This window comes from Lelliottia sp. RD5, assembly GCF_056032945.1.
This window is the reverse complement of sequence record NZ_JBVYHQ010000002.1, coordinates 466,447-491,239: the sequence shown is the minus strand read 5'-3', so window position 1 is coordinate 491,239 and position 24,793 is coordinate 466,447. Positions and strand designations below refer to the sequence as shown.

The window sequence follows — 24,793 nt, the reverse complement described above, 5'->3', positions numbered from 1 at the left end:
TACCACAATCAGCCGCTGAAAACGTTGCCTGCGCCAGGAGCTGGCTTCAACACCCACACGCGACCATAGTGGTTATACCAACCCGCGCGATGGCCCGCATCAGGACCCACGCCTTGATAAATATCGAAGTGCTGGCCTTTAATTGCGCCACCCACGTCCAGCGCCACCATCAGGCGTAATTCATACTGACCGCTGAACTTGCCGTTATTGTCCAGCTGTGGGACTTCTGCTAACAGCGTGGTTCCTGCTGGAATAATTGAGCGATCCGAGGCCACCGACGCGCGGCCAATTAACGGTACAGCGCTCGCGCCTTTCACAGGGGCATAGTTTTGCGGCTTGAAGAATACGAAGGACGGGTTCTGCTCCAGCAGCTCACGCACTTCGGCTTCGCTGTGTTTTTCGCCCCACTCGCGGATCGCCTGCATCGACATATCTTCTTTCTTTACTTCACCACGGTCGATCAGCACTTTGCCAATGCTGCGATACGCGTGACCATTTTTACCGGAGTAGCTGAAGAAGTTAAGCGGCGAGCCATCACCAAAATCGATATATCCGCTGCCCTGAACATCCATAATGAAGTTATCCATCAGGGAGTTGCTGTAGGCCAGCACATAGGTCTCGTTCAGCGCACCAGAATAGATCTCAGCGCGGGATGGCAGACGCCCACGTTTTGGAGGCATACGATAAAGAGGATACTGGAATTCGCCCTGGCGGGTGTGTCGCGCCTGGATGACCGGCGTGTAGTAACCGGTAAACTGGACGTTGCCGTAGTTATCGGCACCTTCCATCTGCCAGGCGTCAATACCGTATTGACGCATAGTGCGCGTATCGCCTCCGGCACGTAACCAGTCCTGAACGGCGTTATAGACGCTATTCTGCGAGCCATATAAACGTGGCGATGCGGTGCGGATCTGGTTGACCTGCTCAGCGAAGTCACCGGCATTGATTGGCGCGCCGACGGCGTCTGGCTGGTTAACTAAAGAGAAAGGCTGAGAGAATTTCCCATCTTTATATTGCTGACCGCGATCGGTCGGTTTGGAAGAGCAAGCCGCAAGAATCGCTACCATTGCGCCTGTCATCAGATACTTCGCCCAACGTCCTTTCATTATATCTCGTCTTAAAGTTGCCCTATATCTTCTTAATGAAGATAACAAACCGCCAGAGCGAAGGAAATGCGATACCACGCCCTAAGGCCGATTTTGCGCATTAAATAACCCGAATGCGCGATGTCGTTCAAATTACATACTAATTTAACTTTTTCTTTGAAAAAGGGTTGCATCAAAAAGTCATCCGAGTATAGTGCGCATCCACGGACGCGGGGTGGAGCAGCCTGGTAGCTCGTCGGGCTCATAACCCGAAGGTCGTCAGTTCAAATCTGGCCCCCGCAACCAATTAAGCCGTAAGAAGTAAAGCAGTTAGTTATTTTACTCGATGGAAGAGTAAAACCGGACGCGGGGTGGAGCAGCCTGGTAGCTCGTCGGGCTCATAACCCGAAGGTCGTCAGTTCAAATCTGGCCCCCGCAACCAACTAAGCTGTAGAATAAGTAGTAAGAAGATTTACTCGATGGAAGAGTAAAAGACGGACGCGGGGTGGAGCAGCCTGGTAGCTCGTCGGGCTCATAACCCGAAGGTCGTCAGTTCAAATCTGGCCCCCGCAACCAATTCTTCTAAACAATTGACACCCTTCTGGGTGTTTTTTTGTATCTGTCGTTTGTGATGTGATGATTCGCCGGGCGCGAACCCGGCTTTAGAATCTACCCTCTTCTGGCCAACGTCGCGCCATCCGAGAAATACGCCTTTATCCCTGCCAAAATTGACTCAGCCACTTCCTGCTGGAATTTCGCCGTCTTGAGCTTTCGCTCCTCTTCAACATTACTGATAAACGCCGTTTCGACGAGGATCGAGGGAATATCCGGAGCTTTCAATACCGCAAACCCTGCCTGTTCCACGCTGTTCTTGTGCAGCTTGTTCACATTCCCAAGTTTACCCAACACCGCTTTACCAAATTTCAGGCTATCGGTAATGGTCAGCGATTGCACCATATCGAACAGGGTGTGATCGACATAACGGTCACCGCTTTTGCTCACCCCACCGATAAGGTCAGACGCATTTTGGGAATCCGCTAAGAATCTTGCCGCCGTACTGGTCGCCCCTTTAGTTGAGAGAGCAAACACGGACGAACCGCTGGGCTGTCGGCTGGTAAAAGCATCGGCGTGAATAGAGACAAACAGGTCAGCACGCTGCTTTTGGGCTTTAGCCACCCGCACTTTCAGCGGAATGAAAACATCTTCATTTCGCGTCATATAGGCGCGCATATTGCCTTCTTTATCGATCAGCGCTTTCAGACGCCGACCAATTTGCAGTACCACATCTTTTTCGCGCGTGCGATATTTGCCCACCGCACCGGAATCTTCTCCGCCATGTCCAGGATCGAGCATGATCACGATCGGACGATCGCGCCCTGCTTTCCCCGGCTGAGGGCCACTTTGCGCAGGCGGAACATGTCGGTCGAGATCGCCTTTGTTGTAATCCTCAAGCAGAGCCAGGAGCGGATCCTGAATATCTGTCGCATTTGACGGATAGAGATCCATCACCAGACGCTCTTTAAAACCCGCAACGGGCGCCAGCGCAAACAGTTGCGGCTTCACGTTCTGTTTCAGCTCGAACACCATTCGCACGGTTTGCGGATCAAACTGGCCAACGCGGGCAGATTTAATATAAGGATCGTCACCGCGGATCTGCGCACTCATGCCCTTCAGCACAGAGTTTAGATTCACCCCTTCGATATCCACCACCACGCGTTCCGGGTTGCTGAGTGCAAATTGCTTATATTTCAGCACCTGATTGGACTCTACCGTCACGCGCGTATACGTCGAAGACGGCCAGACGCGCACCGCCACGACATGGCTTGCGGCGGCAAGTGCAACCTGACTGACGCTTAGCAACCATATCGCCCCGGCCCCTTGTAACAAACGGCGGCGGCTTATTGCTGTTTTGGATCCCGACATGCCTCTCCCGAGCAATACATCAAATTAATAAGTAAAACGTCCAAATTGACCGAAAACTTTAACGAATGACGCATAACCTGTCATCAATAAAAGGGTAAACAATCATACGTTAACGCACGCATCACTCAATAAATTCTCTGGTTCCCTCAGAATTTAGGCTTGCACGCGCGGCAATAATCGAATAAAAATACACAAAATACGAATAAACATTCACTGAGGGTTGTGCCGTGGTAAAGGAACGTAGAACCGAGTTGGTCCAGGGATTTCGCCATTCCGTTCCCTACATCAATACCCATCGGGGAAAAACGTTTGTCATCATGTTGGGTGGCGAAGCCATTGAACATGAAAACTTTTCCAGTATCGTCAATGACATCGGCCTGTTGCACAGCCTGGGTATTCGTCTGGTCGTCGTCTACGGCGCTCGACCACAGATCGACGCTAACCTTGCCGCTCATCATCACGAACCGATTTACCATAAACATACCCGCGTGACGGACGCCAAAACGCTGGAACTGGTGAAACAAGCCGCCGGACTTTTACAGCTGGATATCACTGCACGCCTGTCAATGAGCCTCAACAATACACCGTTGCAGGGCGCTCATATTAACGTGGTCAGCGGCAATTTCATCATCTCACAGCCGCTGGGCGTGGATGACGGTGTGGATTACTGCCACAGCGGACGTATTCGCCGTATTGATGAAGAAGCGATTCATCGTCAACTGGACAGCGGCGCGATTGTCTTGATGGGTCCGGTTGCCGTTTCCGTAACGGGCGAGAGCTTCAACCTCACCTCTGAAGAGGTCGCCACTCAGTTGGCGATTAAACTCAAAGCAGAAAAGATGATTGGATTCTGCTCCTCTCAGGGTGTGTTTGATGAACAAGGGAATATTGTTTCTGAACTCTTCCCTAACGAAGCCCAGGCGCGCGTCGAAACGCTGGAAGCCGAAGGGGATTATCACTCGGGGACCGTGCGTTTCCTGCGTGGTGCGGTTAAGGCCTGTCGTAGCGGCGTACGGCGCAGCCATCTCATCAGCTATCAGGAAGACGGTGCTTTGCTGCAGGAGTTGTTCTCACGCGACGGTATCGGCACGCAGATCGTGATGGAGAGTGCAGAGCAAATTCGCCGCGCCACCATTAACGATATCGGCGGCATTCTGGAGCTGATTCGCCCGCTGGAGCAACAGGGAATTTTGGTGCGCCGCTCCCGTGAGCAACTGGAGATGGAAATCGACAAATTCACCATCATCCAGCGCGATAATCTGACCATCGCCTGTGCGGCGCTTTACCCCTTCCCGGAAGAAAAAATCGGTGAGATGGCCTGCGTGGCCGTCCATCCCGATTACCGCAGCTCATCGCGAGGGGAAGTCCTGCTCGAACGTGTTGCAGCGCAGGCACGACAAATTGGGTTGAGTAAGCTGTTTGTGCTCACGACGCGCAGCATTCACTGGTTCCAGGAACGCGGCTTTACGCCGGTAGATATTGATTCACTGCCTGAGAGTAAAAAAGAGATGTACAACTATCAGCGCCGTTCAAAAGTGCTGATGGCAGACCTGGGGTAAACCCGCACGTTAACTGCCCTTTCCCATTGGGAGAGGGCGAATTTCAGACTGACTCAAAGATGGCGCTTAACCCACTGCGACGCTCAATGCGCGTCGTGACCGCCTGCGTCAGCACGCGTTCATCGGCGTAGAGCGATAGCTGCCTACGGGCGCGGGTGATAGCGGTGTAAACCAGTTCACGCGTAATGACCGGCGACATTTGCACAGGCAGAATCAACACCGCGTGATCAAACTCAGAACCTTGCGATTTATGCACCGTCATCGCCCATGCCGTTTCGTGTTCCGGCAATCGGCTTGGCTGGACCGATTTCACGCTGCCATCCGGCATCTGGAACCACACGCGAAGCCCCTGCCCGCGATCGAGAGCAATACCGATATCACCATTAAACAGCCCGAGAGCGCTATCGTTGCGTGAAATCATCACAGGTCGCCCTTCATACCAGCGTGAATGCGGCTGGCGGATGATTTTACGCTTCTGAGATAACGTCTGCTCCAGGCGTTCGTTAAGCCCCGTCACACCGAACGGCCCCTCACGAAGGGCACACAGGAGCTGATATTCACCGAAAGCCGCGATAACCGCTTCCGGCGATTCCTGCTGGTGAACACCGTGCAGAAAACGCTGATAACCCTGAACCGCATCTTCAAGCATCGCCAGATACTCTTCACCCGTTTGCAGCGGCTTTTTTTCTATGTCAGCAAAAGCCCCCTTAAACACCGCGCGAATGGCATGTCGATCGCCGCGATTGACCGCCGCGGCAAGCTGGCCGATACCGGAATCACTGCCGAATCGATAGCTTTTTTGCAGTAAACACAAGCTGTCACGTAACGCGCCCGCCACCGGATCGGACGAGCCTTCAATCGAACATCCTGTGAGTTCCGATAATTCCTGCGCGCGCGGTAACGTATAACCCGCGCTGGCGTAATGACAGATATCACCCAGCACAGCGCCCGCTTCAACCGAAGCGAGCTGATCGCGATCGCCGAGGAAAATCACTCTGGCATGGGGCGGCAAGGCGTCAATCAGACGCGACATCATCGTCAGATCGATCATGGAGGCTTCGTCCACCACCAGCACATCCAGATGCAGCGGGTTGCCCGCGTGATAACGCAGGCGCTGGCTGCCCGGCTGGGCGCCCAGCAAACGGTGCAACGTGCTGGCTTCATTCGGGAACAAGGTGCGTTGCGCATCGTTGAGCGGGAGTTTTTGCAATGCGCCGCCCAGCGATTCTGTCAGTCGCGCAGCGGCTTTTCCTGTCGGCGCGGCCAGACGAATTCGGCATTTTTGTTCACCCGCCATTTGAATCAGAGCGGCCAGCAATTTTGCCACCGTGGTGGTTTTACCCGTTCCTGGCCCGCCTGAAATCACGGAAATACGCCGGGTTAGCGCAACCGCCGCCGCCACTTTTTGCCAGTTCACCGACTCACTCTCATCAAATAACGCGTTCAGCGTTTGATGTAACTGGGCAGGATCGTAAGGCAACGGTTGATTTGACTCGTTGAAGAAGCGGGCAATCGCCAGCTCATTTCGCCACATGCGATTGAGATAGAGCCGCTCAGCGCACAGGATCAGTGGCGTCGGCCGATCGCCGGTGCTGACGGCATGGGATTGCAACAAGACGTCCTGCCAGTTAGCCGTTTCGCCCACCAGCGCAAAACTCGCTTGTAAGGGGGCCGGGGTTTTGTCATCGATCACCAGACGCGAGAGCGGTAAACAAACATGCCCTTCACCCGCATCTCTACTGAGAATAGCGGCGGCCAGCATGACGGCTGGCTGGTCATTGCCCGCCACCATCATGGCAAACTGTGCATCGAGTGGGCGCAAAACACGTTGTTCGACCGCCTCGAGCAGTAACGCTTGCATCGTCATTCAGCCACCTCTTCCGTCCTTGCCGCGAACAGCATGTCCATTTTATCCACCAGCGAAGCGTCAGGGCGCGTTGTAAAAATCCCGGAGTGCGGATCGTTCGCGTCAATCCCTCGTAAAAACAAATAAATCACACCACCAAAATGCTGCTCATAGGCGTAATCCGCGATGCGATGACGCAGATATCGATGGAGCGCCAACGTATAAAGCTGATACTGCAAATCATAACGGTGCGACTGCATCGCAGCGGCCATCGCCTGTTGGGTATACGCCTCGCTGCTATCACCCAGCCAGTTGGATTTGTAATCCAGCAGGTAATAGCGACCGTCATGGCGGAAAACAAGGTCGATAAAGCCTTTTAGCATGCCGCTCACCTGGCGGAAATTCAGCACCGGACACGCTTTCGACAACGGATCATATTCGCGGACAAGGCCATCCAGCGCCCCCGCCGTCAACGGACCGGCGATAGGAATATAAAATTCCATCTCTACCTGTTTTTCTTTGGCGGTGAGCTGGCTCAGAGATATACCCGATTCCGTAAGCGGCGCCTGCAAAATCGAGGTGACCCACTCCGTCAGAACAGGTTGCCAGTGCCCATCGTAACCGCCTTTTTGCAGCATCTCAGCCACCCACTCCGGCGAAACAGGTTGTGTAAAATCCAGCTCTTCAAACAGGCTGTGCAAGAATGTTCCCGGCGATGCGCCACGCGGGAATTGATGCGGCGTAAGCGCCGGTTGCTCAATTACTTCGCCGACTCCCGACGCATCCACGTCGAGTTTTGGCATTAATTCTTGCGCAAAATTCTGTCCATGCTGCTGCAACCCGGAATAGCTCGTCACGCGCCAGTCATCCACAAGCCCACGCGTAATTTGCCGCGCGCTTAAATCAGGCGCGGAGATCTCCGGCATCTGCCAGCGTGTCGAATCAATCGGCCCCGGGATCTGAAGCGCGATATTCTCATCGCACAGCGCCTCAAGGCACTGCTTCAGCCCTGCGGCATCTTTTGGCTCACCTTGCTGTATCAGGCGTCCGAGTGCGCTTTGATGAAAATCGCTTTCACCGGTTTTCTCGCCACGACGACGGAAAAGCGGCGCAACGCCAAGGCTGCAATGCCAGACAGACCGCGTTAACGCCACGTAGAGCAGGCGCAAATCTTCTGCCAGACGTTCAGCCTCCGCGAGTTCAATACTGGCGTCCGCTCGGCTGAGATCGAGAATCGCTTCAAACGAGTCACGATCGTGATAAAACGCCTGATCCTGTGCGCGATAATTCGCGATAAACGGCAGGCAAACCAGCGGATATTCCAGCCCTTTCGACTTGTGAATAGTGACAATTTTCACCAGATGCTTATCGCTTTCGAGTCGCATCTGTTGACTTGCCGCATTACTGTTTGGATCGGCAATATGTTGTGATAACCAGCGCACCAGCGCGTGTTCGCTTTCGAGTTGCGAGCCGGCTTCCTGCAACAGTTCGCTGAGGTGCAAAATGTCAGTCAGACGCCGCTCACCACCGGAACTCGCCAGCATATTTTCAGCGACGTGGCGCTGAGACATCAGTTCACGCAGCATGGCCATCACGCCGCGCTTTAACCAGCGCTCGCGGTAATGGACAAATTCTTCTACCACCGCGTCCCATGCCGCTTCATCATTATTCAGCGCATCAATGTCTCGCGCGTTGAGGCCCAACATGGAGCTTGCCAGCGCGCTACGCAGCGTACTCTCGCGCTCGGGCGTTAACACAGCCTGCAGCAGCCACAGCATCTCCTGCGCCTCAAGGGTTTCAAAAACGCTGTCGCGGTTGGATAAATACACCGAGGGAATATCAAGTAATGTGAGCGCGTCACGAATCAGCGACGCCTCCTGTCGACTGCGAACCAACACGGTAATGTCTGAAGCGCTAACCGGTTTTGCCTTTTCGCCTTTCCACAGTAACGCTTCGCCACGCACGCCGGCGCTTAGCCAATCGCGGATCTGCGCCGCGCATTGCTGAGCCATCGTGGTCTGGTAGTCGCTGACGCCACAGCCTTCGCCATTCATCAGCCAGAAGTTCATGGCCGGCTGGTTTTTTCCCTGATATTCGAAGCGAAGAGCACTATTTTGCGGTGCGGACTTAACGGAAGAGAATGGAATTTCCTTGAACATAAAGGCCGCATCCATCCGCTCAAAAAGGGTATTTACGCTGGCGACCATACCAGGCGCTGAACGCCAGTTAGTGTCGAGGGTGTAATGCGCCTCGACCTCGCTACGCGCCTTCATGTAGGTGAAAATATCCGCGCCGCGAAAAGCATAAATCGCCTGTTTGGGGTCGCCAATCAGGAGTAGCGCGGTATCAGGTTGCTTGCGCCAGATCCGACGGAAAATGCGATATTGCTGTGGGTCAGTATCCTGGAATTCGTCGATCATTGCCACCGGGAACCGGGTGCGGATCGCAGCAGCCAGCGCCTCACCATTTTCGCTGCTCAGTGCCGCATCCAGTCGGCTCAGCATGTCGTCGAATCCCAGTTCTCCACGACGATTTTTCTCACGCGCGACCGCTTCACGGATCTCGGCCATGGCGCGCGTGATCATCAGATCATTCAGCGTAAGCGGCTGCGACAGCAGGGTTTCGATGGCAACAAACAGGGGGTGTTCCGGCACAAAGCCGTCGGCTTTGGTGCGCTCTGCCAGAAAGTTTTGGGAAAATTTTTCAAGCGCGTCAGGTAGCTGGTATCCGCGCGTCTCTTCCTGCGCCCAGGCGCTGATTTTTTCGATCCATTTCGCCTGATTGCCACGGTTAAACTTACGCCGATCGATGCCCGAGTTTTCAATAATGCTGTCGATTTCCCCCACCGAATCGCACCACTTTTGCTTCAGGGTGGCAATCAACGACACGATTTTCTCGTGCCGTTCAGCAAGCGTTTCATCCGCATGAGGCGGGGATTTGATGACCGGCGCTTCACCTTGAAGATAGCGATCGATAGAGCGCAGAAGATCCTCTGGCCCCTTCCACAAGGCATGTACCGCTTCGGCAATATCGCGCGGCAACGGATAGCAATGACGCCGCCAATAATCCGCGCAGGCCTGGTAACGAAGCGCCGATTCATCTTCGATGAGCTGTTGCTCAAAGAGCATGCCGGATTCAAACGCATTCAAACTCAACATGCGCTGACAAAAACCGTGAATGGTAAAGACGGCGGCTTCATCCATTTGCCGCTCGGCCAGCAACAGCCACTGCGCCGCCTGCTGCTTGTCGGCGATCTCTTCAAGCAGGCGCAGATAGAGAGGATTATCGGTACTCTGGCGCAGACAGGCGATACGCAATTCATGGATATTAGCGCGTATACGCCCGCGCAGCTCGGCAGTCGCGGCCTCGGTAAAGGTCACGACCAGCAGATCTTCCACGCTAAGGGGGCGTGAAAAAGCCGCATTGCCGCCCAAACCTAAAAGCAAACGCAGATAAAGGGCGGCAATGGTGTACGTTTTTCCCGTTCCCGCTGAGGCTTCAATCAATCGTTCACCCTGTAGCGGCAAACGTAAGGGATCAAGGGACTCAGCGGTATCGGTCATTCTTTTTTGCTCCAGGGCATAGATTTCTGTAATGCGCTGACGCTTTCCCAAACTTTCCAGCCCTGCGGATTAACATAATCCGCCTTACCATTCTGGCTGCCAGATATCTGGGATAAGCAGGCCATACCTTGTGGCTTCACCACCGCCTGGTGGAAGAAATCAGCCACCTTTTCAGGCGTCAGCAATTTTATCTCGGCCACGATTTTATCACGCGAATCAAACGTCAGATTCCCTCTGTCAAAATCTTTGCTCAGCTGTGACGCTTCTTCGCCTAACGTTTGCGGGGCTTGCTGCATCTGGGCGATAACCGCCTGCTGTATTTGAGCGAACTCTTCGGGCTTCATCTTGCGCAGTTTCTCTTCCGCCTGCGGGAAGAAAGCCTGGTAACGCTGCCAAAGATACGCCGGCTGTTTATCGTTGCTTTGCAGCAAGAAACCCAGGCCCCACTGACGGCCCACGCTCATGGAGAAAGCAAATACCGCGTAGCCAAGCTGCTCTTCAGTACGCAACTGACTGTAAAACCAAGGCTGAATAATTTGCCCCAGCACCGCGCTGTACGCAGAACCAGCAAACTCATCGTAACCCGTTGGGACGAAAACAGCGGCCAGCGCAGAGTCCGTGCTGCTGCCTGCTTTTTCAAAGATCACATTTTGCTGTTTCTCAACCAACACATCCTGATTTCGGCACCACTCGTTACCGTTAGCGCCTAATTGTTTGCGAACATTTTGCGCGAGCGTTTTCGATTGTTCTTCACTCATATTTCCGACGATCAGAAACTCTGGGCGTGAATGCGTCTTCAACGCGGTACGATAATCCATCACTTCTTTAAGCGTGATAGAGGGGAGTAATGCACGACGCGTTTCGCGCTGGAAATACGGGATCTGGGACAGCATTTGCACGGGCATTATTGCCTGTTCGAACGCCTTGCCTTTCTCTGCCGAATCCATCATTTGCGCATACCAGGATTTGGCCTGCTCCAGTTGCTCTTCGGTCGGCGTGTAGCTGAAATAACCGTCCAGCAGTGCCTGGAAAAGCTGCGGCAGACGCTGAGTGTAGCCATTGGCGTTCACCATCAAACCATTGTTGGCATTCGTCGAGAAACTGATGCCCCCGACTGCGGCCTGATTGCTGAGCTGATCCAACGCAATTCCCGCGAGATAGTCATTCAGGGCGAACATCACCTGATTTTTCGCACTATCCATGGCCTGAGGGTTGCGCAGTATGACGCTCACGTCTGCTTTGGGTTCGCTGGCAAAATAACGACTTGGGGTGTACACCACGCGCAGCGTCGGCTCGTCAACAATCAGCTCCGGGTGCGGGTATTTTTTCGATGGTGTGATCAGCGTGAAATCATCCGGAATGTACGGATTCAGTTCAGGCAGCTTGAGATCAATGTCATTCGACTTTTTCTGCCAGTCAGCGAATGTTTGCTGACTGATTTTGTTGACCTGATAAGGCGCATCAACAAAATACGCTTTTTTATCATGTGGCTCATTCGGGCTGATATACCAGATACGGGCGTTTTGCGGGGTCATCATCGCCAGACGCGCTTTTATTGCCTCAGCATCATAGCGATCGGCAATATTAACGGCATCCAGAGTATGGTCTACCGGAACGCGGAGCATGGTATCTGCAAGCCATTCAACGTAGTCCATATCACGCGTGATGGAGGGATAACGGAAGTCGAGATCCAGCACGTGCGCCAGTTCGTCAAAGTAGCGTTTATCCACGCCCTTTTCGCGTAGCAGCGACAGATAGCTAAAAATGGCAGCAACGACTTCGTCGCGGTGCGCCAGACCTTTGTCAGTTAATGTCGCAGAAATGGCGAGAACACCGCTGTTACCGTTCACTACCGGGTCAGAGTCGGCGCGAATACCTTCCACGAGGCCTTGGTTTTGCAACCAGTCGGAGAGCGTACCAGGACTGCGGTTACCGATAAGATAGGTGACCAGTTCATCCGTTTTGCTACGGAATTGCGCAGTATTGTTATCAATACGGAATTCGACACGCAGCACCTTACGCGGCAGCGCGGGGACGTAATGGATAACGATCCCTTTTTGCTCATCGGTAACAACCGGAACAGTTATCTCAGGACGTTCAATATTTTTGTTCGGAACACGACCATAGGTTTGCGCAGCAATACGTGCCAGCTCAGGCAACGGTTTGTTGCTGTATACCACGGCTTTCATCAAATTAGCGGAATAATACGTATCGCGGAACGCGTGCAGTGCATCCAGCACCGGACTCCCCGCTTTATCGCTCAGCGTATCGAGATTACCGCCGGAAAAACGCGAGCCAGGGTGTGCGGGGTTGATGGTTTCTGCGCTGACTTGCGCCATGCGCATACCGTCTCTGGTGCGCGCCATCGTCAGTTCAGCATTGACCGCATTACGCTCACGCTCGGCGTACTTTTTATCCAGTAACGGTGATGCGATGGCATCTGCCAGGCGGTCTACCGCAGGCTCCAGCGCATCGTTTTCGACTTCAAGATAATAGGCGGTACGGTACGGCGCAGTGCTGGCATTGTGGCTGCCACCGTGCATTTTGAGGAATTCAGAGAGGCTGTCCGCCTGCGGGTATTTTTTAGACCCCATCAGCGTCATATGTTCAAGGTAGTGCGCAAGGCCCAAATGCGAGTCAGGATCTTCAAGCGATCCCACGGGCACCACCAGAGCAGAAAGTGACTTCACCGCCTGCGGGTCAGAAACCAGCAGCACAGTCATCCCGTTATCAAGCGTAATCGCCTGATACTGTCGGGCGTCTTTATCGCTTTTACGGATTGTTTCCTTTACGGGTTGCCAACCGGAGTCTGCCTGAGTGACGGGTGCCCAAAGGGCGACAAACAATACAAACGCTTTAAATAAGGTGCTGCCTGGCATTCACTACCTCTTCATCACGGCTACATCATTAATCAACTGCGTGCTGGACACGCCAGCATCTCTTTCTGTTTACATCAGTCCGTGACAACCCGGGCATGATAATTGAACGCCCAGTCCTGTGCAATTTTTATACAGCCGTCATGACTTATTAAATTTGAACATCGGTAACAGGTAGCGTTGAGCTTCAACCGTAATCGCGTCGAAGTACTCGGGTTCCAGCGTTCGCCATAACCGCTGATACCAAACATCGTCCCCTTCGCCCCTCACCATCATGTTCCCTTCATACGCCTGTATAAACTTGCTTCGCGCTTTCTGCAAAGTCGCCTCATCCATTAACATGGCATCATTCTGCGCGTCGTAACAGGTTTTTATCCATGCGCCCCCACTTTCTGGGAGCAGCAGCAAAGGTTTGTTCATGCCCAGTCGATAACCCTCAACATACAGCGTCAGATACGCTAACGCCTGTTCTGAGGACATTGGCGGGAAATGCCATTCGCCGTCTTTACGCACAAACAACCGGCTTTCACCTTCATTCCCGCCCGCACTGTAGACAAGATGTTCGAGCCAGAGTTGCAAGCCCTGCGAAACACTGAGCATCGCGGGACGCCAGCGTAATAGCCCGTCAGACTGCACATGCTGTAGCCAGCCAGTCAGTTGGATACCATTACAGTTCAGGTCGATTTCAAGACTTTTTCCCGGCTGACGGCTCTCAATAACGCGATCGGCTAAGGTCTGCATTTCCTGACACTGTGCGTCCCAGGCTATTTCGCCAAATGCGCCAAAAGGAAGCTGTCCCGCAGCGCGATAACGCCGGAAGAGCATTTGCGCATTTTCTTGTTCGACCAGAGCATTCAGTAATTGCTGGTTAAGTTGATAGCGGCTTAATCCGTCGAGCGTAAACGGTTCTGCATCAGGAATTTCGCTGTCCTCAGAGCGGAAGTTCACCTGCAAACGCTGCTGGAAAAACGCGCGTACCGGGTGTGCCCAAAAGCGCTGCAATTGCTCAAAGGTCAGCGTTTCAATGGGGCGTGGCTCAAGTTCCTGAATAAAATCAGTATGTGCTATGCCTGAATTCTTCGCGGCGGGAAGCCACTCGCGCGCATAGCTTTGCTGTTCGTTTTCCACGTAATTTGTCGGATCAAACGGCATGCGGCTGTGGCAATGCGTGATGTGCGCTTTTACCTTCTGCTCACTCTTGTCGCAATTCAGCGCTTCATCGCCAGGCAGATAGTGGCTCTGCCCAATGTAATCAACGAGTTCCTGCACCAGAACCGACGGGAAACGTTCGCTGTTATCCTGAATTGAATGCCCAATATAGCTGATATAGAGCATTTTCTGGGCAGAGATTAACGCCTCAAGGAAAAGATAACGGTCATCATCGCGTCGGCTACGATCGCCACGCTGCGGCTGCTGGCTCATCAGATCAAAGCCCAACGGCGCGAGCGCGCGTGGATATATGCCGTCATTCATCCCCAGCAAGCAGACGACCTTAAACGGAATCGAACGCATCGGCATCAAGGTACAAATGTTGACAGGCCCGGCCAGAAAACGCTGACTAATACGCTCCTGATCGAGGCGTTGTGTGAGCTCATCACGCAAAAGCGACAGTGGGATAGGCTGATCGTAATGTGATGAAATCCCTTCATCTATTATCGCCTGCCACTGTTGCTCGATCAGCGCCATCGCCGCTTCGGTATCGCTGTCTGGCAGGAAGAAATCAGTCAACATTTCACGACATATTGTCTGCCACTCCTCCAGCGGACGGGGCTGCATCAGTTCATGCTTCCAGCGACTAAGCTGCATCAACAGTGACGCCAGGTGTCCAACCAGTTCCGCAATCAGTCCTGTCGATTCATCATAAGGTAAGACGTCATTCCACTCTCCCTGGCTGCTTTCCATGGCATAGCCCAGCAGCATGCGCGTAAGGCCAAACGCCCATGTGTGTTGACCTGTCGGCGGAAGGGAAAACTCCTGGACGTTGTCATCGTCAATCCCCCAGCGAACACCCGATTCGTTAACCCATTGGCGCAAATAGCGCAGCCCTTCTTCATCAATATCAAAACGGGCGGCAAGAACCGGAACGTCCAACAACGCCAGCACATCTTCTGAAATAAAACGGCTATCCGGCAAAGAGAGCAAGCTAATAAACGCCTGTAAAGCAGGATGAGACTGACGCGCCCTTCGGTCAGAAACAGCATAAGGGAGATAACGCTCGCCTGTCGCGCTGCCAAACACCGCCTGGATAAAGGGGCTGTAACTATCTATATCAGCAACCATTACCACGATGTCGCGCGGAGTAAGTTCAGGATCGTCCTGCAGCAACGCCAGGAGTTTATCGTGAAGTATTTCCACTTCGCGCTGCGGGCTATGACACATGTGAATGGTCAGGCTGCGATCGTCAGGATCCAGTTTGCGTTTCTTGTCGCTGCGCGCAAATTCTTCAGCCGTAATTCCCGCTATTGCACGATTCTCCAGATCAAGAATATCCGACTGGATATTGTGTAAAAGGCTATCTGAGCTAATGTCCACAAACGCGTCGACGTCACCTTCGCCAGAAGAGGTAATGTCGGAAAGCATATGAATATAGTCTCGTCCCAGTTTGCCCCATGATGCGAGCAGCGGATTCGGTAAATCCTGGATCCCCTCTTCATTGAAAAGGTGAGCAGCAGTGGCACTGTCTTTAAAAAGCGGGGTGGAGCGTTCTTCGAATATCCGACGTCTCTGGCGAGTAACAAAGCGAGCTATCGTCCTTGGATCCTGAATATCGCCCCAGTAATGTCGACAAGGGTTAGTAAACAAAATGTGGATATCGACATGCCTGCCCAACGCTTTAAGTGCATTCAGATAAACGGGCGGCAACGCCGAGATTCCGCAGATAAATACGCGCGAGGGTAATCCTTCCGGTGGCTTCGAAGCCGCTTCAAGCGTTGCAATAAAACGATCGTAGAGATTGGCACGATGCCACTGGGGTTGCCCCAGCTTTTCAGTATGTTCCACCAGCGCTTTCCAGAGCGGGGCCTGCCAGATTTGAGCATCGGGTAAACCATCAATAAGCTCTCCAGCTTCCCAACAGTTCAACCATTGCGAACGATAGACCAGATATTGGTCATACAGATCGGCTGTACGCGAGGCGAGCTGGAACAACTTACGTTTATCATTATCGTCACTGAGATAGTGCCGGAGCATGACGAATTCATCGCGTGGAAGCATATCGGGCAGAATCGACATCAGCTTCCAGCTCATGCTTTGTTTACTGAATGCACTTTGTTTAGGAATATCTGGCAGAACGCGGACAAACATGTCCCAAATAAAACTCGCGGGAAGCGGGAATTCGATATTTGCCGCGATACCGAATTTTTGCGCAAAGGACATTTGTAACCATTGAGCCATACCGGTGCTTTGTACCAGCACCATTTCAGGCTCGAAAGGATCGAGAGGATGCTCGCGCTCGACGATAAACTCCATCAACGCTTCCAGCACATCCAGACGATTAGAATGGTAGACCCTTAACATACACGCTCCCGACTACTGGCTTACCGGACAATGCAGGCGTGTCATTTGACCCTGCCGCCCCAGAGGAGAAAAAATAGTGACCGTGATGCTGACACATCCGGCCTGCGTTGTCTGCACCCGGTTCGTACGCCAACCCTCCGGCAACGTATCAGAGTATAATTGCGCCTGATTCCAGGCATAATGCCAGAGCTGACGATATTGATTGAACATCGTAAAACGGCTCGCTAATGCACGATGATAGCCAGACAGCGCAGTGACAATCATCACCAGTAACACCATCGCCACTAACACTTCCACCATGCTGAATCCCTTTTGTCTTTCTAGGGTAGCCGACATAGCGCGTCCTCCTTGAGTGGACAAAAATCGCTCCAGCCATGGGGAGAAAAGACAACTCGCCCATTCTGTATTTCCCCACCACGCCATAACATCACTTCACCACTGCCAGCGATCAGTAAAACGCGGTCATTACCCAGCCAGCGCACGCAAGCTCGCCCTTGCTGGGCATTCTTGCACTGGAGATTTGGACTCACCGGCCATAGCTGACTCTTTCCCCAATCCAGCGCTGACTGTGCGTTAGCCTGATGCTGTATCAACTGGCGCTCACTGCTGACAATACGTGTAAACGAGTCCAGTTGTTGGTTCAGCCCAGTCAGTATTAGGCTCCCAATAATGAGCAGAAGCAGTACCAGGGCGAGCGAAGACATTCCACGCTGGCGGTTCACAGATTGAACCCGGTTACGCGATAAGTTGCTTGATAAGGTTCGGTTTGCAGACCGATGCGAGAAGCCGCAAGCTCAATCGTTAATTCAGGTGAAAATCCAGATGACTGCGTTTTGCTCACTAAAAATCGTTTGATCAGAATGCTGGCGGGATCGGTTAGTTTTTCCCACCCTTTTCCGTCGCAGGAAGTGGCTCCGCGCTGTATTTCAAGCGCTCCCCCTTCGAGACGAAAACCCGTTTGCTCAGTTTCTGATTGCGGCGCGTTTTCCCAACGTCCATTGCTGTTAGCATCCCACTGAACAATGACGCAGCTTCCTGCCCTGCCAATCGACAGCGCTTGCCCCTGACAAAGGCCAGCACAATATCCAGCTCTCTGCAGCTGTTTACCAATTGCAGAGATTCTTAACCCTACCTCTTCTTCCAGTTCCTGCTGCCTTTCTTGCATCAGGCTGGCACGCTGCAAACCCGGCAGAAAACGCGCAGTGCTCAGTAATAAAATGCTGCCAATCGCCATGGCTAACAGCACTTCTAATAACGAAAAACCTCGTTGATTTATTGACATATTCCTTTGCCCGTACTGTTACACATCCTAATTCGCCCCCCGTTTGAGACGATGAGTAACCACTCGCCCACATCGCTATTAACGCGAATATGCCCGGGCCAGGCTGTATCCCTTAATCCATAAAATGCCAGGGAGGGTGTCACCTCTGCGATCGTGACGTCAGGCCATAGCGGCTTGAGAACAAAAACGCTTTGCGTATCACAATCCTTTATTTTCGTCGTTAAAAGACACCCGCTTTGACCGTCATTTTTGAGCAAAATGATGTGGTCACGGTTATGCCCGTTTGCGTCATCGCGTAATTGCACCAGAAAGTCCCGCACCTGATGTGCGGTTTGCCAGAGGCGCTGCTGTTGCTGCCAGCTTTGCCAGCCAAATAATCCCGTCGCGCTAAGAATGACCACAATTGAGATAGCCACCATCGTTTCGATGAGCGTAAATCCACGTTCTGTTTTCATGGCGGCAGTGTGATGAGAACGACAAGAAAAAACGAGGGAGGATATTGAAAGTTACGAGGCGTTTTCCACGCTATTTTGTTCGTTGCATTGCGTTGCAAAAAGGGTTGAAAGCGGCTCGTAAAACTAAAAATCAGGCAAAAAAAACCGGCACTGATTAGCGCCGGTTGTGTGAGGATGTCGCTTATTAGATGGCCACTGGCGCTTTAATGCCTGGGTGCGGATCGTAGCCTTCAATTTCAAAATCTTCGAAGCGATAGTCGAAGATAGACGCCGGCTTACGCTTGATAATCAGCTTAGGCAAAGCCCGCGGTTCACGAGTCAACTGAAGGTGCGTCTGTTCCATGTGATTGCTGTAGAGATGGGTATCGCCACCAGTCCAGACAAAATCACCCACTTCAAGGTCACATTGCTGCGCCATCATATGTACCAGCAACGCGTAGCTGGCAATGTTGAATGGCAGGCCAAGGAACACATCGCAGGAGCGTTGGTAAAGCTGACAAGAGAGCTTGCCATCGGCAACGTAGAACTGGAAGAAAGCGTGACAAGGCGCTAAGGCCATTTTGTCCAGTTCACCGACGTTCCAGGCGGACACAATAATGCGTCGCGAGTCTGGATCGTTTTTTAGCTGATTGAGCACGGTGGTGATCTGATCAATATGGCGGCCATCAGGCGTAGGCCATGCACGCCACTGGTGACCATAAACCGGCCCCAGGTTGCCGTTTTCATCCGCCCATTCGTCCCAGATAGACACGTTGTTTTCACGCAGATAAGCAACGTTAGTATCGCCTTGCAGGAACCAGAGCAGCTCATGAATGATCGAACGCAAATGGCAGCGCTTCGTTGTCACCAGAGGGAAGCCTTCTTGCAGATTGAAGCGCATCTGGTGGCCAAAAATAGAGAGCGTACCTGTTCCGGTGCGGTCGTTTTTCGGCGTGCCCTCATCAAGCACTTTTTTCATCAATTCAAGATACTGTTTCATGGTTCCTCAGGAGAGCTGTTGCTGTGGACGACGGTACGCCCAAATCATCATGATGATACCCGCGACAATCATCGGGATGGAGAGAATCTGCCCCATGCTGATGTACTGAACCCATTCGCCGGTGAACTGGGCGTCTGGCTGGCGGAAGAACTCCACGATAATACGGAACGCGCCATAACCAATCAGGAACAGACCGGAGACAGACCCCATCGGGCGCGGCTTGCGGATAAAGAGATTCAAAATGATAAACAGCACGACGCCTTCAAGCGCCAGCTCATAGAGCTGAGACATGTGACGCGGCAGCACACCGTAGGTATCGAAAATGGATTGCCATTCCGGGTGCGAAGGTAAAAGCGCGATGTCTTCAGCACGCGAGGCCGGGAAGAGCATGGTATACGGCACGCTTGGATCGACGCGGCCCCACAGCTCACCATTGATAAAGTTGCCCAGACGACCCGCCCCCAAACCAAATGGAATGAGTGGTGCCATGAAGTCCGCGACCTGGAAGAAGTTGCGCTTGGTCCGTTTGGCAAAAATTACCATTACCAGGATGACACCAATCAGGCCACCGTGGAAGGACATGCCGCCGTCCCAGACGCGGAACAGGTACAGAGGATCGCTCAGGAATGTCGGGAAGTTGTAGAACAACACGTAGCCGATACGCCCGCCCAGGAACACGCCCAGGAAACCTGCATACAGCAGATTTTCAACTTCACTTTTTGTCCATCCACTGCCAGGACGACCGGCACGACGACCGGCAAGCCACATGGCAAAGATGAAACCAACCAGATACATCAGACCATACCAGTGCAGCGCAACGGGCCCGATAGAGAATATGACCGGATCAAATTCCGGAAAATGCAGATAACCACTGTTCATCTGTCACCACAAGTTCTTGTTATTCCGCTGAAAAGGGACAGCGGCAGAGAATCGCGAACGGCGTTAACCGACGCTCCAAAGTGGCGAATCATAGCATAAGGCTGGCAGGGAGGATGCGGTTGAGATGTAAAAGATGTGTATAGAGTATCGTGAGAATTTATTTGTTTACCCCGAAGCGATCGCCGAACGGGGGTAAAGATGTTGGTCGTTACCGACCACCGCGGATCAAGCCACCCATGCCACGACGCTCCATAAAAGCGGCAACCTGGTGACGCACTTCTGTTGCGAACTGCGCCTCAAGGCTTCGCTTTGCAAGATCCTGAGCTTCGTCAAAATCAATATGGCGCAACAGGTATTTAACGCGAGCCACCGAGCGGCCATTCATCGATAAATGGCGGAACCCAAGGCCAATCAGTATGGCGACACACATCGAATCTCCCGCCATTTCGCCACATAACCGCAGATCGATATCGTACTGTTCAGCTTCTCGCGCGATCATCGCCAGCGCACGGAGCATCGCCGGATGCAGGCTATCGTAAATGCTGGCAACGCGCGTATTGTTGCGATCCACCGCGAGCATGTACTGGGTGAGATCGTTGGTACCGACAGAGATAAAATCGACGCGATTTGCCAGCTGCGGCATCATAAAGACCATTGAAGGCACTTCAAGCATCACTCCGATACGCGGTTTCGGGATCGCATAGCCGATCATCTCCTCCACTTCGCGGCCTGCACGTTCGATTAAACGACGCGCTTCGTCAATTTCATCCAGGCTGGTGACCATCGGCAAGAGGATACTGAGATTGCCCGTGGCAGCATTCGCACGCAGCATTGCGCGAACCTGAACCAGGAAGATTTCTGGCTGATCGAGCGTGATACGGATCCCGCGCCACCCGAGGCAGGGATTTTCTTCGCTGATGGGCATATAGGGCAGTTGTTTATCGGCGCCAACATCCAGCGTTCGCAGCGTTACCGGCTTGTCGTTAAACATCTGCAGCATGCCCTGATACTGCGCCACCTGCTCTTCTTCGGACGGAAATCCGCTTTGCAACATGAAGGGGATTTCCGTGCGGTACAGGCCAATACCATCGATGCGACTCCCGAGCTTTTCTTCATGCGCGGGACTCAGGCCTGCATTGAGCATCACTTTGACCCGCTCGCCGCTTTTCAGTTGCGCAGGCAGATTGACATGATCTTCCGCAAGCTTACTTAACTCATTTTCTTCGCTGATCAGCCGCTGGTATTCCTGCAGCAAAACGGGCTCAGGATCGACCAGTAATTCGCCGCGATAACCATCAACGACAAGCGTGCGCCGTTGCAGCACGGCAGGCTGAATATCCGCCCCCATAACCGTGGGGATCCCCAACGCCCGCACCATAATCGCGGCATGGGAGTTTGCTGCACCATCGCGCACCACGATGCCCGCCAGTCTGTCCTGCGGCAATTCAGCAAGCGTCGTCGCAGAAAGCTCATCCGCCACCAGCACAAAACGTTTCGGCCAGGCGTTTTCACCCTGATTAGTGTCATCAAGATGAAATAACAGACGCTGCCCGAGGCTGCGGAGATCGCCTGCCCGTTCTTTAAGATAATCATCGGTCAATGCCGCAAACTGTTCGGCAAACTTTTCGATAACTTTCTTCACCGCCCATTCAGCCACGGAACCTTTGTCGACCTCAGCAAAAAGTTCACGTCGCAAACGCGCATCGGAAAGCAGGTGTGAATAGAGGTCAAAAATGGCCGCCGTCTCTTTTTGCGCACCTGCCGCAAAACGCTTGCTGTAACGTCGGAATTCGTTTGAAGCCTCCTCCAGCGCCCCCGTCAGACGCTCTCGCTCAAGGACAGCATCAAGCGTTGAGGCTTCATACACCTGTTCCATCAGCGGTAACGTGGCATCCATCCAGCCTTCGGCAATGGCAACGCCAGGTGAAGCAGGCAGCGCGCGGATCCGCGTCTGGCGATATTGACCAAACAGTGCTGCCAGCTGTGATTGAGAGAGGATCGCCGCCATTTGGGTGGCTAACGTGACGAGGAATGACTCTTCGCTTTCGTCGAACTGGCGCAACTCGCGCTGCTGAACAACCAAAATACCGAGCAGCTGGCGGCGCTGAATGATCGGCACCCCAAGAAAGGCTCGAAAGCGTTCTTCTTTAACGGAAGGAATATATTTAAAACTGGGGTGTTTTTGCGCATCCGCCAGGTTGATAGGCTCCGCCAGCCGACCGACGAGGCCGACGATACCTTCGTCAAAGGCAAGGGCAACGGTGCGACCACGCGGTTTTTTAAGGCCGCGGGTCGCCATCAGGTAATAACAGCGTCGATCATGGTCGGCCAGATACACCGAACAAACTTCGGTTTCCATCGCAAGACAGATGTCAGTCACCAGGATATCCAGCGCCTCATTGAGACGCGGCGCACTGGCAACCTTTTCGACTATTTCTCGCAAGCGGGTGAGCATGATTTGCGTTGCTTAACCTCTTTTACGTCGCCAGGCAGGTGCGCTTTGTGGTTTAGGAGGAGCCTCCTGAAACGCTATCACAACACTTGCAAACTCTTTCATTACCCTACGGTAAACATCGCGTTTAAACGAGACGACCTGACGGACAGGATACCAGTAGCTCACCCAGCGCCAGCCATCAAATTCTGGCGTACTGCTGGTTTGCATATTGATTTCAGAGTCGTTGCTTACCAATTGCAGGAGAAACCATTTCTGTTTCTGGCCGATACAAACCGGCTTTGTGTCCCAACGCACCAAACGTTTCGGTAACTTGTAACGCAACCAGTTGCGGGTCGAAGCCAGGATGCGAACATCTTTTCGGCTTAAGCCGACTTCTTCGAACAGCTCCCGATACATCGCTTGTTCTGGGGACTCTCCAGGGTTTATCCCGCCTTGCGGGAATTGCCAGGAGTGCTGACCATATCGCCTTGCCCACATAACCTGGCCCTGACGATTACAAATTACGATACCTACGTTCGGGCGGTAGCCATCGTCATCAATCACCGGACTACCTCAAACTAAACCTTATATATGAATGATTGTTTCATACTACTGTGAGGCGGTAAACCACTCTCTTACAGGGCTGCAACCTAATAACATTTGAATAACTCACAATTTTCACCCAAGTTATAAACAGACAGGCAGTATTGAGGCCGATTTTATTCACTTTTTCTGTGGATATACTTGTGAAGAAGTATGGAATTACCGATGGACAACATTTTCCAGCGCGAAAATAAGAATGTCTTACCAACAAATAAAAACTATAATTATTAATGACTTAAAAACAAAATAATGATCATTACTTACCAAAGCGTGACCGTTATCACAGTGAAGATCGTAAGGCTGATGAAAGATCGAACAGCGTCGGTTTTATCCACAGATTGTGCCAATAAGTTAGTCACATTTTGTGTGAAAATCCGATTTTCGTCGCACGTCAAGGCTGTAAATCGAAACAGTAGTGAGGGTTATACCCAGTTATCCCACATTTCTGTGGATAACTGGGTGTAAGATCCTGTTCATTGCCAGTGACCAGTTTTGAACAACCCTGATTTCGAATTAAGTTTCGCTCTTTTTTTAAATAAAAAAAGACATATAAATCATAATCCTGCCATATCTGTTCAGAAATCGTTAAACTCTATCCACAAGGTCTCTTTTTGTCGTTCATTTTTTAAACAAAGGCAGATATAAATGCTTCCGCTCGTTCCACTCCGCTCTCACCCTGCAACAGAAGAGCAGTTATTGCACCAGGCGCAGCGCGTAGCCGGCCATACCCTCGGAGAATTAGCCGCACTGGCAGGGCTGCCTATACCCCAGGATCTGAAACGCGATAAGGGTTGGATCGGCGTATTACTCGAACTGTGGCTGGGAGCTAGCGCAGGCAGCAAGCCTGAACAAGATTTCGCCGCGCTGGGTGTCGAGCTGAAAACCATTCCTGTCGATAGCCAGGGTAAACCGCTCGAAACGACGTTTGTCTGCGTCGCTCCCTTAACCGGAAATACTGGCGTCACCTGGGAAACAAGCCACGTCCGTCATAAACTGAAGCGGGTACTGTGGATACCGATCGAAGGTGACAGAGCAATCCCGCTGGCTGAGCGCCGGGTGGGCGCACCGCTGCTGTGGAGCCCTGATGAAGAGGAAGATCGACAACTTTGTCAGGATTGGGAAGAGTTAATGGATATGATCGTTCTTGGGCACGTTGAGCGTATAACGGCGCGTCATGGCGAAGTTATGCAATTACGTCCGAAAGCGGCTAACAGCAAAGCGCTCACCGAAGCCATCGGTGCCCGTGGTGAGCCAATACTCACGCTGCCACGCGGCTTTTATTTAAAAAAGAACTTCACGGGTGCCCTGCTGGCTCGCCACTTCCTGTTGAAAACATAGTTTTTATGTGAAGTTTGAAGTGAATCAAACTCAATCACCTTCTTTTTAAGATTTCACTGCTTCCCCATAGCGCATATTCAGGTTATTACTACACTATGATTTGATACGAGCCAGATGAGGATGATAACGATGAAAAAATGGGCAGTGATAATCTCGGCGGTCGGTTTAGCGTTTGCTGTTTCAGGTTGTAGCAGCGATTACGTCATGGCCACGAAAGATGGCCGAATGATACTGACAGACGGCAAACCCGAAGTCGACGACGATACCGGACTGGTGAGTTATAACGACCAGCAAGGTAATAAAATGCAAATTAATCGTGACGATGTGTCGCAAATTATCGAACGATAAACAGATAAAGGTCAGCCGCTTGCTGGCCTTTTTGATTTTTTTCTTCCCCTTTTGCCTCCCCTCTGCCATGTTTATATTCCTCCGTCCGGAGTCCGTTCCTGATCCCG

At 52.5% G+C, this 24,793-nt stretch carries 17 protein-coding genes, 3 tRNA genes and 1 pseudogene; 7 read left to right on the top strand and 14 right to left on the bottom strand.

Annotated elements, in window-relative coordinates:
• Positions 1-8 precede the first annotated feature (8 nt).
• A complete protein-coding gene (mltA, locus tag AC0LWE_RS10080) occupies positions 9-1,106 on the bottom strand; it encodes a murein transglycosylase A (RefSeq protein WP_131486225.1) in 1,098 nt (365 codons plus the stop codon).
• A 208-nt stretch (positions 1,107-1,314) separates the two neighbouring features.
• Between mltA and AC0LWE_RS10075 the strand changes: the two genes are divergently transcribed.
• The 3 genes from AC0LWE_RS10075 (at position 1,315) to AC0LWE_RS10065 (ending at position 1,661) form a co-directional block, all read left to right on the top strand.
• A tRNA-Met gene (locus tag AC0LWE_RS10075) sits at positions 1,315-1,391 on the top strand.
• Positions 1,392-1,450: 59 nt separating this feature from the next.
• A tRNA-Met gene (locus AC0LWE_RS10070) sits at positions 1,451-1,527 on the top strand.
• 57 nt (positions 1,528-1,584) lie between these two features.
• Positions 1,585-1,661: transfer RNA gene (locus tag AC0LWE_RS10065), tRNA-Met, on the top strand.
• Between the two features lie 93 nt (positions 1,662-1,754).
• On the opposite strand, the gene amiC is transcribed toward AC0LWE_RS10065, so the two are convergent.
• Entirely contained in the window at positions 1,755-3,008 is a 1,254-nt protein-coding gene (gene amiC, locus AC0LWE_RS10060; RefSeq protein WP_219347423.1) for an N-acetylmuramoyl-L-alanine amidase AmiC, read from the bottom strand.
• 227 nt (positions 3,009-3,235) lie between these two features.
• Between amiC and argA the strand changes: the two genes are divergently transcribed.
• Positions 3,236-4,567: an amino-acid N-acetyltransferase gene (gene argA, locus AC0LWE_RS10055; protein ID WP_015960254.1), complete on the top strand. Its 1,332-nt coding sequence runs from the start codon at positions 3,236-3,238 to the stop codon at positions 4,565-4,567.
• Positions 4,568-4,610: 43 nt separating this feature from the next.
• Here the strand turns inward: argA and recD are convergent, their stop codons facing one another.
• The 12 genes from recD to rppH form a co-directional block, all read right to left on the bottom strand.
• Positions 4,611-6,434, bottom strand: a complete 1,824-nt coding sequence (gene recD, locus AC0LWE_RS10050) for an exodeoxyribonuclease V subunit alpha (RefSeq protein ID WP_219347422.1) — start codon at positions 6,432-6,434, stop codon at positions 4,611-4,613.
• Positions 6,431-9,976, bottom strand: a complete 3,546-nt coding sequence (recB, locus tag AC0LWE_RS10045; RefSeq protein WP_219347421.1) for an exodeoxyribonuclease V subunit beta — start codon at positions 9,974-9,976, stop codon at positions 6,431-6,433. Before recB ends, recD begins: the two co-directional genes overlap by 4 nt.
• The gene (ptrA, locus tag AC0LWE_RS10040) at positions 9,973-12,855 is read right to left on the bottom strand and encodes a pitrilysin (protein ID WP_219347420.1); all 2,883 of its coding nucleotides are present in this window, start codon (positions 12,853-12,855) and stop codon (positions 9,973-9,975) included. Before ptrA ends, recB begins: the two co-directional genes overlap by 4 nt.
• A 138-nt stretch (positions 12,856-12,993) precedes the next feature.
• Positions 12,994-16,368 carry an exodeoxyribonuclease V subunit gamma gene (gene recC / locus AC0LWE_RS10035; protein ID WP_219347419.1) on the bottom strand — a complete coding sequence of 1,125 codons (3,375 nt, stop codon included), beginning with the start codon at positions 16,366-16,368 and terminating at the stop codon, positions 12,994-12,996.
• 12 nt (positions 16,369-16,380) lie between these two features.
• Complete coding sequence (locus AC0LWE_RS10030) at positions 16,381-16,704, bottom strand: prepilin-type N-terminal cleavage/methylation domain-containing protein (RefSeq protein ID WP_131486230.1); 324 nt, start codon at positions 16,702-16,704, stop codon at positions 16,381-16,383.
• Positions 16,689-17,090, bottom strand: a complete 402-nt coding sequence (locus AC0LWE_RS10025; RefSeq protein WP_219347418.1) for a DUF2509 family protein — start codon at positions 17,088-17,090, stop codon at positions 16,689-16,691. The genes AC0LWE_RS10030 and AC0LWE_RS10025 overlap by 16 nt, the downstream gene beginning before the upstream one ends.
• Positions 17,087-17,650, bottom strand: a complete 564-nt coding sequence (locus AC0LWE_RS10020) for a prepilin peptidase-dependent protein (RefSeq protein ID WP_219347417.1) — start codon at positions 17,648-17,650, stop codon at positions 17,087-17,089. Before AC0LWE_RS10020 ends, AC0LWE_RS10025 begins: the two co-directional genes overlap by 4 nt.
• On the bottom strand, positions 17,641-18,105 hold the full coding sequence (locus tag AC0LWE_RS10015) for a prepilin peptidase-dependent protein (protein WP_216980973.1): 465 nt from the start codon (positions 18,103-18,105) through the stop codon (positions 17,641-17,643). The genes AC0LWE_RS10020 and AC0LWE_RS10015 overlap by 10 nt, the downstream gene beginning before the upstream one ends.
• A 184-nt stretch (positions 18,106-18,289) precedes the next feature.
• A complete protein-coding gene (thyA, locus tag AC0LWE_RS10010; RefSeq protein WP_059177640.1) occupies positions 18,290-19,084 on the bottom strand; it encodes a thymidylate synthase in 795 nt (264 codons plus the stop codon).
• 6 nt (positions 19,085-19,090) lie between these two features.
• Positions 19,091-19,963 (bottom strand): prolipoprotein diacylglyceryl transferase, encoded by an 873-nt coding sequence (lgt, locus tag AC0LWE_RS10005; RefSeq protein WP_059177639.1) that lies wholly within the window; start codon positions 19,961-19,963, stop codon positions 19,091-19,093.
• A gap of 208 nt (positions 19,964-20,171) precedes the next feature.
• Positions 20,172-22,418 carry a phosphoenolpyruvate--protein phosphotransferase gene (ptsP, locus tag AC0LWE_RS10000; protein ID WP_059177638.1) on the bottom strand — a complete coding sequence of 749 codons (2,247 nt, stop codon included), beginning with the start codon at positions 22,416-22,418 and terminating at the stop codon, positions 20,172-20,174.
• A gap of 12 nt (positions 22,419-22,430) precedes the next feature.
• Positions 22,431-22,961 carry an RNA pyrophosphohydrolase gene (gene rppH / locus AC0LWE_RS09995; protein WP_015960265.1) on the bottom strand — a complete coding sequence of 177 codons (531 nt, stop codon included), beginning with the start codon at positions 22,959-22,961 and terminating at the stop codon, positions 22,431-22,433.
• A 454-nt stretch (positions 22,962-23,415) separates the two neighbouring features.
• Between rppH and AC0LWE_RS09990 the strand changes: the two are divergent.
• The 3 genes and pseudogenes from AC0LWE_RS09990 to ygdR form a co-directional block, all read left to right on the top strand.
• A pseudogene (locus AC0LWE_RS09990) lies at positions 23,416-23,493 on the top strand (hypothetical protein); the annotation flags it as partial.
• A 152-nt stretch (positions 23,494-23,645) separates the two neighbouring features.
• On the top strand, positions 23,646-24,338 hold the full coding sequence (gene mutH, locus AC0LWE_RS09985; RefSeq protein ID WP_059177637.1) for a DNA mismatch repair endonuclease MutH: 693 nt from the start codon (positions 23,646-23,648) through the stop codon (positions 24,336-24,338).
• Between the two features lie 129 nt (positions 24,339-24,467).
• Complete coding sequence (gene ygdR / locus AC0LWE_RS09980) at positions 24,468-24,686, top strand: lipoprotein YgdR (RefSeq protein ID WP_015960267.1); 219 nt, start codon at positions 24,468-24,470, stop codon at positions 24,684-24,686.
• Positions 24,687-24,793: the final 107 nt, after the last annotated feature.